13 protein-coding genes and 1 pseudogene are annotated in these 13105 nt (G+C 74.3%); 9 read left to right on the top strand and 5 right to left on the bottom strand.

The window, feature by feature from the left end:
- Positions 1–186: 186 nt before the first annotated feature.
- Positions 187–696 carry a hypothetical protein gene (locus ACFV4G_RS40810; protein WP_380448229.1) on the top strand — a complete coding sequence of 170 codons (510 nt, stop codon included), beginning with the start codon at positions 187–189 and terminating at the stop codon, positions 694–696.
- Between the two features lie 187 nt (positions 697–883).
- Here the strand turns inward: ACFV4G_RS40810 and ACFV4G_RS40805 are convergent, their stop codons facing one another.
- Positions 884–2134, bottom strand: a complete 1251-nt coding sequence (locus ACFV4G_RS40805; RefSeq protein ID WP_380448227.1) for a glycosyltransferase — start codon at positions 2132–2134, stop codon at positions 884–886.
- A 208-nt stretch (positions 2135–2342) separates the two neighbouring features.
- Between ACFV4G_RS40805 and ACFV4G_RS40800 the strand changes: the two genes are divergently transcribed.
- A complete protein-coding gene (locus ACFV4G_RS40800) occupies positions 2343–3242 on the top strand; it encodes a trypsin-like serine peptidase (protein WP_380448225.1) in 900 nt (299 codons plus the stop codon).
- Positions 3243–3345: 103 nt separating this feature from the next.
- Here the strand turns inward: ACFV4G_RS40800 and ACFV4G_RS40795 are convergent, their stop codons facing one another.
- Positions 3346–3570, bottom strand: coding sequence for a hypothetical protein (locus ACFV4G_RS40795; RefSeq protein ID WP_380448223.1), 225 nt, complete (start codon positions 3568–3570; stop codon positions 3346–3348).
- A gap of 150 nt (positions 3571–3720) precedes the next feature.
- On the opposite strand from ACFV4G_RS40795, the gene ACFV4G_RS40790 reads away from it, so the two are divergent.
- Entirely contained in the window at positions 3721–4416 is a 696-nt protein-coding gene (locus ACFV4G_RS40790) for a hypothetical protein (protein WP_380448221.1), read from the top strand.
- A 97-nt stretch (positions 4417–4513) separates the two neighbouring features.
- Here the strand turns inward: ACFV4G_RS40790 and ACFV4G_RS40785 are convergent, their stop codons facing one another.
- A complete protein-coding gene (locus ACFV4G_RS40785; protein ID WP_380448219.1) occupies positions 4514–5059 on the bottom strand; it encodes a DUF2165 domain-containing protein in 546 nt (181 codons plus the stop codon).
- A gap of 303 nt (positions 5060–5362) precedes the next feature.
- Between ACFV4G_RS40785 and ACFV4G_RS40780 the strand changes: the two genes are divergently transcribed.
- Together ACFV4G_RS40780 and ACFV4G_RS40775 are read left to right on the top strand one after the other, a co-directional pair.
- Complete coding sequence (locus ACFV4G_RS40780) at positions 5363–8020, top strand: MXAN_6230/SCO0854 family RING domain-containing protein (protein ID WP_380448217.1); 2658 nt, start codon at positions 5363–5365, stop codon at positions 8018–8020.
- A 123-nt stretch (positions 8021–8143) separates the two neighbouring features.
- On the top strand, positions 8144–8857 hold the full coding sequence (locus ACFV4G_RS40775; RefSeq protein WP_380448215.1) for a DsbA family oxidoreductase: 714 nt from the start codon (positions 8144–8146) through the stop codon (positions 8855–8857).
- A 66-nt stretch (positions 8858–8923) separates the two neighbouring features.
- On the opposite strand, the gene ACFV4G_RS40770 is transcribed toward ACFV4G_RS40775, so the two are convergent.
- On the bottom strand, positions 8924–9439 hold the full coding sequence (locus ACFV4G_RS40770) for a DUF3995 domain-containing protein (protein WP_380448213.1): 516 nt from the start codon (positions 9437–9439) through the stop codon (positions 8924–8926).
- Between the two features lie 202 nt (positions 9440–9641).
- On the opposite strand from ACFV4G_RS40770, the gene ACFV4G_RS40765 reads away from it, so the two are divergent.
- The 4 genes from ACFV4G_RS40765 to ACFV4G_RS40750 all read left to right on the top strand — a co-directional run bounded on the left by ACFV4G_RS40765 (position 9642) and on the right by ACFV4G_RS40750 (position 12773).
- Positions 9642–10073, top strand: a complete 432-nt coding sequence (locus ACFV4G_RS40765) for an ester cyclase (protein WP_380448211.1) — start codon at positions 9642–9644, stop codon at positions 10071–10073.
- Between the two features lie 10 nt (positions 10074–10083).
- Complete coding sequence (locus ACFV4G_RS40760; protein WP_380448209.1) at positions 10084–11157, top strand: LuxR C-terminal-related transcriptional regulator; 1074 nt, start codon at positions 10084–10086, stop codon at positions 11155–11157.
- A gap of 194 nt (positions 11158–11351) precedes the next feature.
- Positions 11352–12164: a phytanoyl-CoA dioxygenase family protein gene (locus ACFV4G_RS40755; RefSeq protein ID WP_380448207.1), complete on the top strand. Its 813-nt coding sequence runs from the start codon at positions 11352–11354 to the stop codon at positions 12162–12164.
- A gap of 165 nt (positions 12165–12329) precedes the next feature.
- Positions 12330–12773, top strand: coding sequence for an SRPBCC family protein (locus ACFV4G_RS40750; RefSeq protein ID WP_380448205.1), 444 nt, complete (start codon positions 12330–12332; stop codon positions 12771–12773).
- A gap of 128 nt (positions 12774–12901) precedes the next feature.
- Here the strand turns inward: ACFV4G_RS40750 and ACFV4G_RS40745 are convergent.
- A pseudogene (locus ACFV4G_RS40745) lies at positions 12902–13105 on the bottom strand (lytic transglycosylase domain-containing protein); the annotation flags it as partial.

The following is a 13105-nucleotide window of genomic DNA, read 5'->3' as shown; positions in this document are numbered from 1 at the left end:
CGCCTGGCCCACGGTGGGCCGCATGAGGAACTTGTACGCACGGATCATCCAGCCCACCCCCTTTCGGTCGATGTGGTCAAGCTAGTGCACCCCACTGACAACGCAGCGTTCTCCGCCGCTTCGCGGCTCCGGGCCAAGGATGCATCCCTCCCCGGCTGAAGCCGGGGATACCCTGCAAGATCAGGGATGGCGAGCACCGGCACCGACGCGACCGCATCCCAACCAGCCGCCGGCCTCGACGCCGGCCACGACGCCACCGGCGCGACCGGCACGGCCGGCACGGCTGGTGAAGTGCTGCCCTCGGTCGGCGAAATGCGGCTGCCCGCCTGGTTCTTCGGCTTTGAGGGCGTCCTGGCCGGCGCCTTCGACCTGCTGCGCGCCTTCCCGGCCGCCTGGCCCGCCCTGGTCGTCCTCGTCGCGGCCAACATCACCGTCTCGCTCACCCTGCTGCGCAAGCGGCTGAAGCTCGCCAAGCTGCTGTGGCGCGGCAAGGGCACGCGCAAGGTCGCCTTCGCCCTCGTGGGGCTGCGGATCGGCACCCACGTCCTGCTCGGCGCCCTCGGCTTCGCCCTCGTCTCGGCACTCGGCCACGTCCTGATGGCCCTGGTGATGGCCGGCGTCACCGTCGGCCTGCTGGTGTACGTCCAGCGGACCGCACTCGCCGCCCTGGTCACTGCGGGCAAGGCCACCGCCTGACCCCCTTCCCGGCCGAGCCTCGCCGGGGCCGTTGTCCGAGGCACGCGCTACGCTACGGCGGCCCCGAGAAGGCACTGGAGGCCGCCACCCTGCGGGGTGGCGGCCTCCGGGCGTCGCCGGACGGCGTGTCGGCGCCGCGGTCCGCGTTCCCTCGGACGGGTCCGCGGTGGCGGTGGCGTCGCCGGCCTCAGGCGTTGGCCAGCCGGTCCACGGCGGCGACGACCGGGGCCGTCCCGTCCTCCGCCCGGATGCGGGCGCCCAGGGCACGGGCCCGCTCCCGGTAGGACGGGTCGGTGGTGACGCTCAGCAGCGCGGCGGTCAGCGCCGGCGCGGTGAGGCCGCGCAGCGGTACGGCCCGGGGCGCGACGCCCAGGGCGGCCAGGCGGGCGGCCCAGAAACCGGTGTCGAGCTGGAGGGGAAGCGGGACCGCGGGCACCCCCGCGCGCAGGGCCGCCGCCGTGGTGCCCGCTCCGCCGTGGTGCACCACGGCGGCGGTCTGCGGGAAGAGCACGGCGTGCGGGAGGTCGTCGACGGTGAGCATGTCGTCGCCGTCGGCCTCCAGACCGCTCCAGCCGCGCTGGACCACCCCGCGCAGCCCGGCCGCGCGCAGGGCCCGCACCACCGTCGCGCCCAGCCGCGCCGGGTCGCGCACCGGGATGCTGCCCAGCCCGACGAAGACCGGCGGCGGGCCGGCCGCCAGGAAGTCCCGGACGCGCTGGGGCAGTCCGGCGCCCGGCGGGTCGTACTGCCACCAGTAGCCGTCGACGGTCAGCTCCGGGCGCCAGTCGCGGGGCCGGGGGACGACGAGCGGGCTGAAGCCGTGCCGGACGGACCAGCGCTGCCGTTCACGGGCGTGGCGGGCGGCGCGGGTACTGCGGGGCGGCAGGCCGAGGCGGGCCCGCAACGTGCGGGCGGTCTCGGAGTAGACGGCGTCCACGGCGGCGTTCACGGCCCGCGCGGCGATCCGGTTGCCGACCGGCCCCAAGGACCGGGTGCTCATGACGCTCGGAGCGAACTCACCGGTGGCGTGGAGAGGCTGGAGGTAGACGCCCATGCCGGGCAGCCCGAGCCCCTCGGCGAGGGTGTGACCCGGCAACTGCAACGAGCTCGACACGAGCAGCACATCGGCCTCCTGGGCGGCCGCCAGCAGGCCCTCCGCCATCTGCCGCGCGCCCTGCCGGGCGAGCAGGAAGGCCCGGGCCCGCTGCTCCACGTCGTTGGCGCTGCGCCGCAGCGCACGCCCCCGCTCGGTCTCCAGCTCCGCCCGCGGATCCACCGGCAGCGGATGGAAGCCGATGCCCGCGTCCTCGGCGAGGGAGGCGAAACGGGCGTGGGTGACCAGGGTGACCCGGTGCCCGGCCCGTTCCAGCGCGTGCCCCAGGCCGGTGTAGGGAGCCGCGTCACCACGCGAACCGGCGGTCAACAGAGCCACTCTCATGGACGGTTAGTATGCCGAATTTGCCAACTCGCGTCAGCCGAACGGAAATACCGTGGGGACCTTCCGGTACGCCGGTCACCGGCCCGGGCCGGCCGTGGTCGCCGGTGCAGTCGTTGGCACGTTGTTGACCAATTGTTGACGTGCCACTTCCAAGCTGACGGGACAGCACATCCCGACATCCCGCAGTCAAGAAAGGACACCCATGCGCATGCGCGGTCTCCTCACAGCACTGGTGGCATCGGTGGCGGCCCTCGGCCTGGCCGTGCCGGTCTCGTCCGCCGCACCGGCCGCCGGCACCGGGCCGATCGAGCGGGTCGGCGCCAAGAGCCACGTCCTGATCAACCCGGCGCATGCCGCCAGTACGAGCTGGGCTCCCGACCAGGAGAGCTCCCTCGGCGGCCGGCCGCTGACGATCCACGCGACCGAACCGACCGCCAACCCCAAGGCCGGCGCGAGGGTCGCCGCCAGTGCGACGGCCGCCGGCAAGGCCAGCGTCTGGGGCACCACCGGGCGGCTGCTCACCGGGAACGGCGTGTGCACCGCCAATGTCGTCTCCAGCGCCAACCGCGACGTCATCGCCACGGCCCGGCACTGCGTGGAGGGCGGGCACGACTTCTCGTTCGCTCCCGGCTACGACGCGGGGAACGCCCCCCACGGCTGGTGGAGCTGGCGGGCGGCCGGCTGGGTCGACGCCCCCGCTCCGCAGGGCGACATCGCCTTCATCGTGCTGAACACGCTGAACGGACAGCACATCGCGGACGTCGTCGGGGCCACCGGTATCGGGTTCAACCGGGACATCAACAACTACGCGCACATCATCGGCATCCCCGGAGTGGTTCCCGCCGAGCGGGAGCACATGCTCTGGTGCGGCGGCCAGCCGGTGGCCGGCCCCGAACAGCCGTCCACCGCGCGGATCGACAACTGCATCGGACTGGGCGGAGGTGCCAGCGGCGGACCGTTCTTCGTCAACTACGACCAGAACGACGGTTCGGCCGTGCAGACCGGCGACTTCGTCACGGGCAACAGCTGGCAGGGCAAGTGGTGGGCGGTGAGCGCCTACTTCCGTGACGACGCCTACAACGTCTTCAACGGGGCGCAGAACGCCTGACCGCGCACACGGCACCGCTCCCCCGCCGCCCCGGTGCTCCGGCCGGCCGGACCTCAGGTCCTGCCCGGTGGAGTACCGGGGCTGCTGCGCAGCCGGCCGGACCCTACCTGCGGTACCTCTCCAGGTCGTCGACGGTCAGGCCGTGGGTGCTGTGCATGGCGATCGAGCTGTAGGAGGAGCGGGCGGCCCGCAGCCGGGCCGTGCGCTCCTGCTCGGCAAGCAGTCCTTCGACGGTCTCGGTCCGGTTGTCGGGTCTGCGGTGCAGGTGGACGGCGAGGCCGGTCACGATGACGGCGAGGCCCGCGAACAAGGCGATCAGCGTGGCCATGGCGCCCCCTCGGGTAGCTGTCGAACACTCGGTATGTACCCGGACGATCGGAGGTTCGAACCTCGCGGAATCCGGTCCGTGAGCGTTCGGACACGGCCGGCGTCCAGGGCCCGGCCGGGTGACCGGCGCGAAGGCCCTAGGCTCGCCCGCATGGGTCGTGACGGGCGAGGGAGTGACAGCGTGGTCCGGGTGCCGGTGCCGCCCTTGGGCAGCCACGAGTGCGGCCGGCTCTTCCACCGGCTGCTGCAGCTGTTCCTGCGGGACCTGAAGGACGCCGGGCAACCGGTCGGCAGGCACCAGTACCTGCTCGGCGCCGTGGTGCAGCTGCACGAGCCCGCCCGGGCGGAAGGCGGCGGCTCCGAGGCGCAGCAGCCGCGCTGCGCGTGCTGCCGCACGCCCTACCCGTGCCGCACCGTGCTCGGCGTGGCGGTGAGCGCCGGGCTGCCCATCCCCTGGCCGTCCCCGGCCGCCGTGGTCCCCGCGCTGCGTGATGCGGGGCTGGATCCCGGGCCCGGGGGCGAGGTCACGGCGGAGCACGTGCACTGGGCGCGCGGCTGGGGCGCGCAGCGCACGGCACAGGGGGGCTGGGAGATCGGCATCACGGTCGACCGGGGCGAGGTCGAGACCCTGGCCGTACCGGACGACGCGGCGATGGCCCGCTACCTCGCCGCGACGGCGGTGGCCCTGGGCAGCCCGTACCCGTACGGCTGGGCCGAGGACGCGGGCGAGGCGGCGGCGGTGCGGCCGGCGGCGCACGAACAGGCGGCGGACTGGCGGGAACGGGTGCAACTGCCCTACCTGGACGTGCACCGGGAGTACGGGGCTCCCGGGGACGACGCGAGCTGACGGCGCCCCGAGGGCTGGAACGTGAAAGTCGGCGGTGCCGGGGAGGTGGCGGGCGGCGGAGGTGCCGACCGGGCGGGCAGCACCGGCGCGCGTCTTCTCACTCCGACGGGGTGTGCGGGCGGTGCGGCAGGTTCACCACCACCAGCGCCAGTCCGGCCAGGGTGACGTTGCGGATCGCCGCGTCCAGGCCGTTCCACGTCTTCGACTGCCACATGGCGAACCACTCGCCGCCGATCCCGATGAACCCGACGCCGAAGAGCAGCAGCATCAGCAGCAGGCCGAGGCTGCTGAGCCGGCGCGCCAGGTCCGGCCGCAGCCACCAGGCGAACGTCCCGGCCGTCAGCACCAGGGCGCTCAGCGCCTCCCAGGCGATGATCGCGACGTACGCCGCGTTCTGCAGGCCCGGGGACGTGATGGAACGCCACATCAGGTTCCCGTCCCGGAAGGTGGTGTCCATCGCCAGCACGTGCTGGACGAAGTGCTGGTTGGTGGGGAAGTCGGTGACGTTCCCGAAGACGACGAGCAGCAGGTAGAGCGCGTTCGTCCCGGTGAGCACGGCCGCGGCCGCGGGCAGTGAGCCGAACGCGAGCAGGCGGTCGAGGGTGGTGGCGGGACCCGGGCTTGCGGGGCGGGTGGTCTGCATGCGGAAAAGGCTAACCGCTCAAGGGAGTTGGCCGGCGGTGCCGGCTCCCGGGAGGGGCGGCCACCGAAACGCGTGCGCCGCGTGCCGGGCCACGAGCCGTCGAACCGGGGGCCCCAGGGGCGGGCGTGGCGTCCTGCTCCGAGGTGGCCGGAATAAATCGGTGGGCGGTGCCTCGGTGTTCGGCTATGGTCGCCGTGTTGGCGGCTCCGCGGCGCGCTTCCTTCTCTTCTTCCTTCGAAAACCAGTAGCGCGCCCCCTCTCCGCCCCTCCTTACTTTCCGCCTCCGTGGGGGGATCTCTCCGCATGCCCCGAGCCATCGTGGCTCCCTTCGACGTCAGCGTCGATCTCGATCTCGGTTCCTTCCTGCTCCGCCGGCGTGGTGCCCTCGCCGTGGCCCCCGGCGAACTGCTGCCCTCCGCGGATCCGTGGAGCGTTCGGGGCCTGGTGGCCCTCGATGCCGATCTGGTCCGGCGCGGCTACGTCCTCACCACGCAACTGCGCGCCGCGCTGGCCCGGTTGGCGCCGGTGCGGCTCGCCGAGCTGGGCGACGGGCTGCTCGCCCGGATCGACCACCTGCTCGGCGCGGACCGCGAGCACCTGCCGCTGTTCCGCCGCTTCCCGGACGCCGTGCCGGACCACGCGCACGTCCTCTACACCCGGCAGATCAGGGCGTTCCTGCTCAACCAGCCGAACCAGCCCTGCGCGCACTGCGGCCGGCGCGGCGCCGAGGTGGGCGTCGGCGCGCTCGCGCCCTGCGCGCACCTGCTCTGCGCGCCCTGCCTGGACGGCCTGGACGCCGACGGCCGGGGCGGGCAGTGCCCGCTGTGCGGCGCGCGGCTGGCGACCGGCACCTACCTGGGCGAGGACGGCTCGGCCGGGCGCAAGGCGGCGCAGGACTTCGGCGGACGGCAGGCCCTGCGCCCGCTGCGGCTGATCACCGCCGACCAGGTCACCGCCGCGATGGCCGAGTTCCACCGCCTGCTGGCCCGCCGCACCCCGCTCTCCCCGCAGGACCGCGACGACCTCGCCGCGCTGCTCGCCCACGCGCCCGAGGACCTGCCGCAGCACCTGCCCGCGCGGATCCCGCTGCGCGAGACCAAGGCCACCGTCCTCGCCGCCCTGCTGGAGCGCGACGCCACCTCCGCCCTGCCCGTCCTGGCCGAGCGGGTCGACACCGCGACCGACGTGCTGCGGCTGCTCTGGGCGTGGTCCGGCGCCGAGCCCGACCTGCTGCCCGCCACCGCCCGGCGCCTGCGGCTGCGCAACCTGCCGCGGCCGCTGCGCCGGGGCCTGCTGGAGGTCCTGGAGGGCCTGTCCCCCACCGCCCTCGCCGAGGACCTGCGCCGCCACCGCTCGGCCTGGCTGCGCGCGGGCGAACTGCTGCACCCCTACGAGCACCGGCGGCGCTTCCCGAAGGTGACGGCCGCGTTCGTGCTGCTGCGGGAAACGGACCTGCGCACCCACGAGGTGGGCCGGGAGTTCGCCGAGCCGCCCGCGCCGCTGCGCGTGGTCACCACCGGCGATCACACCCGGCTGGCGTTCACCGGTTTCGCCGGGCGGGTCGAATCGCTGCTGGCCGCCGGGGACGCCGCCGGTGCGGTACGGGTGCTGGCCGCGCGCCCGGGCGAGCTGGTCCGCCGGCTGCACCACGTGCTGCGGGTGCACGCCACCACCGATCCCGGCGCCGCACTGCCGCCCGAACTGCTGGAGACGGTGGCCCGGGCCCTGGGCCGGGTCGCCCCCGGGCCGCTGCTGGGCGCGTACGGGCGGCTGCGCGGGAAGCGGACGGCGGGCGAGCGGCGGCTGTACTTCCCCCGGGGGACGGTCTCGCTGGCGCACGCCCGGGAGGACCACGGCACCGTGGTGCCCGCCGAACTCGGCGCCCCGCTCTGCGCGTTGATCGAGGCCGAGCTGCTGCGCCGCAGCGGCGGCGAGCGCTACGACCGCGCGCTGCTGGACGAGGGCCTGGCCGACCTGGTCGCGCCGTTCGCCGAACGGGCCGCCGCCAAGACCCTGGTGTGCGTGCCGCGCGGGAGCCGGCAGCGGCTGCCGGCCGGCGAGCGGCTGCGGCTGTTCGTGCACTGGATGCAGCCGGAGCACCTGCGGGTGGACCTCGACCTGTCCGTCGCGCTGTACGACGAGCAGTGGCGGTTCAGCGGTCTGTGCGACTACACCAACCTGGTGCACGGCGACCGGGCGGCCGTGCACTCGGGCGACTACGTGTCCGCGCCGCCGCCCGACGGCGCGACGGAGTTCGTCGACCTGGACCTCGCCCGGCTGGCGGCGGGCGGCGCGCGGTACGCGGTGGTGATCGTGTTCAGCTACAACGACGTCGCCTTCGAGCAGCTGACCGAGGCCTTCGCCGGCTTCATGGACCTCGGCGCGACGCCCTCCGGCGGCGAGCACTACCACCCGAGGGCGGTCCGCCAGCGGCTGGACCTGGTCGGGGACGCCAAGGTGTCCGTCCCGATGATCGTCGACCTCGCGCAGCGGCAGTACACCTGGACCGACCTCAACACGGGCGCCGACGGCGGCTACCACAGCGTCCACCGCCACCAGGCCGAGGTCGGCTCGCTCAGCCGCGACGTGCTCGCCCACTTCGGCCCGGAGAACCGGGCCACCCTGTGGGACGTCGCCTGCGCCCGGGCGGCGGCGGGCACCGACGACGTGCACGTGCGCGGCGGCCTCGGCGTACGGCGGTGGCGGCGGCGCGACGGCGAGGACGTCGGGGCGTTCGCGGCCCGGCTGCGGGCGCGGCGGGACGACGACGGTGCCGGGCAGGCGGAACTGCCGGACGGTGCACGGGCGTTCGTCGCACTGGTGGACGGGGACGTGCCGGCGCCGGAGAAACTGTCCGGGGCGCTCTACCGGCTCTACCCGGGGCCGGTGGACGCGGCGCCCGAGGAGCTGGAACGGCTGACGGCGGGGGACCTGGTCGCGGCGCTGGCACCCAGCGGCTGAGGAGCTGCGCGGTCGTGGGCCGCCCGTTCAAATATTTCTCACCCTGAAATATTCGGGTGCGCGAGCGCATTCCCGTAAGTACCGGCGCGGGACAGGCCCGCACGGTGAGAGGAGTGCGGTCCCGTGCGCGTCGAAGTGTGGAGCGACATCAACTGCCCGTGGTGCTACATCGGCAAGGCCCGGTTCGAGCAGGCCCTGGCGGTGTTCCCGCACCGCGCGGAGGTCGAGGTCGTGCACCGCTCGTTCGAGCTGGACCCGAACGCGCCGCGCGCGGCCCGTCCCGTGCTCCCGCTGCTCGCCGCGAAGTACGGGATGAGCCTGGAGCAGGCCGAGGCTGCGGACGCCCGGATCGCCGAGAACGCGCGCGCGGAAGGGCTGCCGTACCTGGACGGCGGGCGGGACGCGGCGAACTCCTTCGACATGCACCGGCTGCTGCACTTCGCCAAGGAGAGGGGCCGGCAGGCCGAGCTGCTGGACGCGCTGTACCGGGCCAACTTCGCCGAGGAGCGCTCGGCGTTCGACGAGGAGCGGCTGGTCGAGCTGGCCGTCGGGGCCGGGCTGGACGGCGAGGCGGCCGCCGCCGTGCTGGCCGATCCGCAGGCGTACGCGGAGGCCGTGCGCGAGGACGAGGCGACGGCGAGCGCCATGGGGGCGACGGGTGTGCCGTTCTTCGTCCTCGACCGCCGGCTCGGGGTGTCCGGGGCCCAGCCCGCGGAAACGTTCACGCGGGCGCTGGAGCAGGCCTGGGAGAGCCGGCCGCCGGCACCGCTGGTCCAGGTCGGCGGGGGCGACGCGGACGCCTGCGGGCCGGACGGCTGCGAGCTGCCCCGGCCGTAGGGCCCGTCCGCGCACTCCCGCCGTCCACCCGAAGGCCGGCCCGCCGGACCACCGGCGGGCCGCCCTTCACGCCACGACCCTCCACGGAAGTGCCGACACCCCTTCCGCCGCCGACACCTGCCAGGCCGCCCGGCCCAGCAGGAGGCACAGCGGGGTGTACAGGAGCAGGTTGAGCCAGTAGAACGTGTCGGCCGGGTCCGCCCAGGCCCCCGTCACCCAGACCAGCCCGACCGCGCCGCGGGCCAGCAGTCCGGCGGCCACCGCCCGGCTCCCCCAGCGCGGCAGTACCGCGGGCAGTCGGCGGCCCAGGGCAGGCAGCCGCCCGCCCCGGACCAGCACCAGTGCCGCGCCCGAGAAGAGCATGCCCGCGAGCGGGATCAGGCCTTGCGGGGTGAACGGCACCCGGGTGTTGAGCACCAGCTGCGAGAGCCGGACGGTGCCGTGCACCGGCCAGGTCCGCCCACTGGCCCAGTACAGGTGGACCAGTAGCGAGAAACAGCAGCGACGCTGCGGGGTCGTCCCCTCGGAAGGGACGACGGAAGGGACGACGGCGACCCCGCGGCGCTCGAACCGCGCCGCCACCCGGTCGCGCCGATCCGCGCAGCGTACCTTCCACCGGTGTGCCGCACGGCGAGTGAGCCAAGGCTCTGGCGCCCGCTGCGGTCCGTGCCACGGCTGCCCGGCCTTCGCGCACCCGTTCCGGAACCGCCGCGGGGCCGGTACGGGCGGACACCCCAGAGAGCTGGGGTTCCGGCGGGGACTCGGCGGGTCGAGGATTTTCGGCATGGACACCATCGAGCGGAACAAGCAGACAGTGATCGCGTTCATCGACGCGCTGTTCACCAGGGGCGACCTGGCGGCCGTCGACGGTTACCTCGCCGAGGACTACCTCGACCACGACCCGCCCCTGGGCGGCGACGCGGGCCGGGAGGGGATGCGTGCCGCAGGGGCCCTGTTCCGAGGGGCCTTCCCCGACTGGCATTCCGACCTGGGACTCCTCGTCGGCGAGGGTGACCTGGTCGTCGAGCAGTTCACCGCCTCGGGCACCCAACGCGGTGAAGTGATGGGCGTCGCGGGCGACGGCCGCACGGTCGTGCTCAAGGGCATCAACATCTTCCGGCTCCGGGACGGCCTGATCGTCGAACGCTGGGGACGACTGGACGACCTCGGCCTGCTGCGCCAGCTCGGGCTCGTGCCGGCCCCGGCACCGGCGTAGCGTCGGGATCATGGCCACGGGCATCCGGGAACGGCGTATCGAGCGGCTGATCGACAGCTGCCACGCCGACCTGGAACTTCCCGGGCTCTGCGCTGAGGTGCTGCGCCGCCTGCCGGGCGTTCTCCCCGTCGAAGCGGCCTTCTTCGCAGCCGTCGACCCGGCGACCCTGTTGTTCACGTCGGTGGTGGCCCAGGAGCCGCTGGCTGGCGTCGGCCCGCTCTTCCTCGACAACGAGTTCGGCCGCGAGGACGTCAACAAGTTCGCCTCGCTCGCCCGGGGACCGGAGGTGGTGATGTCGCTGGACCGGGCAACCCTGGGGAGACGGTCCGCCAGCGCACGCTACCGGGAGATCATGGCCGGTCTGGGGCTGGGGGACGAGCTCCGGGCCGCCCTGATCGCAGGGCGCGACTGCTGGGGAGTGCTGTGTCTGCACCGGGCGGATGCGGACGCCGGTTTCTCCGACCGGGATCTCGCCGCCGTCAGAACGCTCGCCCCGCACCTGGCCGAGGGCCTGCGCCGCAGCATGATCCGGGACACCATCAGGCGCGGCGGGCCCGAGGCGCCGGGCGCCCCCGGCGTCATCGTGCTCGACCGGGAGCTCACCCTCGTCTCGATCAGCCCGGACGCCGAACGGTGGCTCGACCGACTGCCGGCACCCAGGGTCCGGGGCCTGCCCTGGCCGGTCTACTCCGTGGCGGCCCGCCTGGTGCGGTCCCGGGACGCGCAGGGAGCGGACGCACCGGACCGCCGGGGCCCGGTCCGGCTGCGGACCGGCGACGGTCATTGGCTGGCCTTGCACGCCACCCGCCTGCGGGGCTCCGCGGACGACCAGGTCTGCGTGGTCGTCGAGCCGGCCCCCGCCGCCGCGATCGGCTCCCTGCTCCTGGCCGCTCACGGGCTCACCCCCGCACAGAACCGGGTGGCCGCCCTGGTCCTCCAGGGGTGCTCCACACGGGAGATCGTGGGCCGGCTCCACGTGTCCGCCTACACCGTCCAGGAACACCTGACAGCGGTCTTCGCCCGCTTCGGCGTGGCCGGCCGCCGCGAGCTCATCGCCGCGGTCCTCTCCTCGGCCGGGCGCTGAGCCGCCGGGTACTCACCGGCCGCGTCCTCGCCGACCGCGGCCACCCGGCCGCCCGCCGTCGGCCGTGTGGTCCCGTGGCCGCGGGCCGGCCGCTTCCGGTCTCGGAGGAGCGGGAAGAGGGCCGGTGGTCACCCGGCAAAGGCGGTGCGGGAAATATCGGGTGACCGGGGCCGGTGTCGCCGCACGATGGGGGCATGGACGACACGACCCTGGTATCCCGTTTCCTCCGCGACGGCTTCGTCAGGCTGGAGGGCGCCGTCGCGCCGCGCGTGGCCGCGGACTGCGAGCGACTGCTCTGGCGGGAGACCGGCTGTGACCCGGACGACCCGTCGACGTGGAAGCAGCCCGTGCACCGGGTGGCCGGCATGGCGCAGGGACCGTTCGCCGCCGCACCCAACTCCCCGTCCCTGCACCGCGCGTACGACCTGCTCGTCGGCGCGGGGCGCTGGGAGCCGCGCTACTCGCTGGGCACGTTCCCGCTGCGCTTCCCGCACGAAGAGGAGCCGGACGACACGGGCTGGCACATCGAGGGGAGCTACCTGCCGGAGGGCGAGAGCTGGTACTTCACGAATCTGCGCTCCCAGGGCCGGGCGCTTCTGATGCTGTTCCTGTTCAGCGAGGTGGGTGAGGAGGACGCCCCGACCCGGATCCGGGTCGGCTCGCACCTCGACGCGCCGAAGGTGCTGGAGAAGTACGGGGAGGACGGGGCGAGCGGCCTGGCCCTCGCTCCCGATCTGGTGGCGGCCTCCGACCACCGGCCGCTCGCCCTCGCCACCGGATCCCCGGGCGACGTCTACCTGTGCCACCCGTTCCTGGTGCACGCGGCGCAACCGCACCACGGAGCGCGGCCGCGCTTCATGGCCCAGCCGCCCCTGATGCCGGCCGCACCGTACGAACTGGAGCGCGCCGACGGCGCGTACTCACCCGTGGAGATCGCGATCCGCCGGGGCCTGGGACGGGACACCCCGGGCCCGGACGGGGACGGCGCCGGCCGCACCGCCGGGTAGACGACATTCGCGCCGGCCAGGCGGACACCCCGGTTGCCGCCACCCGGCACACGGCCCGGATCGGCAGGGACACCGCCCGCACATTTCGCCCCTTTCCGGCCGGCCGCTCGGCGGGTCGCCCGACAGGACGGGCCGGAGAGGCGCACGGCGTGGGAGGGTGCGGCGGTGAGCACGGTGGAGGAGTCGATCGACGTGGACGCGCCCGTCCGCGTCGTCTACGACCAGTGGGCGACCTTCGAGAACTTCCCCAAATTCATGGACGGCGTGGCGGAGGTCAGGCAGCTGGACGAGCGCCGGGCCCACTGGCGGACCAGGATCGCCGGGCTGTCCCGGAAGTTCGAGACCGAAGTCGTCGAGCGGGTGCCCGATGAGCGGGTCGCCTGGCGCACCACCGGCGACAGCGTGAAGCACACCGGCACGGTCGCCTTCGAGCCGCTCGGCCCGGCCCGGACCCGGGTGCGGATGACCATGGCCTTCCAGCCCACCGGTCTGGCCGAGAAGGCGGCCGACCGGCTGGGCGTGCTCGGCGTCCAGGTCCGCGGCGACCTGCGGCGCTTCAAGCACTTCGTCGAGGAGCTCGCCGGGCCGGCGTCGCGAGAGGGCGGCTGACCAGGGGCGGGACGTCCGGAAACGGCACGAGGGCCCCTCCCGCTCGTTCGCGCGGGAGGGGCCCTCGTGGGTCGCCTCGGTGGTCCCTGTCCGACTCCCGAGGTGGGGGGAGAGCCGAGGGGGTCGGCTTAGTACCAGTGGTTGGCCTGCCAGAAGGTCCAGGCGGCGTTCGGGCTGCCGTAGCGGGTGTTCATGTAGTCCAGCGCCCACTTGATCTGCGTGGCCGGGTTGGTCTTCCAGTCCGCGCCGGCCGAGGCCATCTTCGAGGCCGGCAGGGCCTGGCCCAGGCCGTAGGAGCCCGAGCTCGGGTTGGTCGCGGTCACGTTCCAGCC

The sequence above is a fragment of the Kitasatospora sp. NPDC059747 genome (assembly GCF_042732955.1).
In the GTDB taxonomy this organism is placed as follows: Bacteria; Actinomycetota; Actinomycetes; order Streptomycetales; family Streptomycetaceae; genus Kitasatospora.
The sequence above is the reverse complement of the archived record's forward strand: the minus strand, read 5'-3'. Positions and strand labels throughout refer to the sequence as shown.

Bases quoted from the DNA above. Each gene is read 5' to 3' on its own strand.
- ACFV4G_RS40760 (WP_380448209.1), top strand. From the start codon at position 10,084: ATGGCCACGGGCATCCGGGAACGGCGTATCGAGCGGCTGATCGACAGC.
- ACFV4G_RS40780 (WP_380448217.1), top strand. From the start codon at position 5,363: ATGCCCCGAGCCATCGTGGCTCCCTTCGACGTCAGCGTCGATCTCGAT.
- ACFV4G_RS40810 (WP_380448229.1), top strand. From the start codon at position 187: ATGGCGAGCACCGGCACCGACGCGACCGCATCCCAACCAGCCGCCGGC.
- ACFV4G_RS40800 (WP_380448225.1), top strand. From the start codon at position 2,343: ATGCGCGGTCTCCTCACAGCACTGGTGGCATCGGTGGCGGCCCTCGGC.
- ACFV4G_RS40765 (WP_380448211.1), top strand. From the start codon at position 9,642: ATGGACACCATCGAGCGGAACAAGCAGACAGTGATCGCGTTCATCGAC.
- ACFV4G_RS40795 (WP_380448223.1), bottom strand. From the start codon at position 3,570: ATGGCCACGCTGATCGCCTTGTTCGCGGGCCTCGCCGTCATCGTGACC.
- ACFV4G_RS40790 (WP_380448221.1), top strand. From the start codon at position 3,721: ATGGGTCGTGACGGGCGAGGGAGTGACAGCGTGGTCCGGGTGCCGGTG.
- ACFV4G_RS40785 (WP_380448219.1), bottom strand. From the start codon at position 5,059: ATGCAGACCACCCGCCCCGCAAGCCCGGGTCCCGCCACCACCCTCGAC.
- ACFV4G_RS40805 (WP_380448227.1), bottom strand. From the start codon at position 2,134: ATGAGAGTGGCTCTGTTGACCGCCGGTTCGCGTGGTGACGCGGCTCCC.
- ACFV4G_RS40755 (WP_380448207.1), top strand. From the start codon at position 11,352: ATGGACGACACGACCCTGGTATCCCGTTTCCTCCGCGACGGCTTCGTC.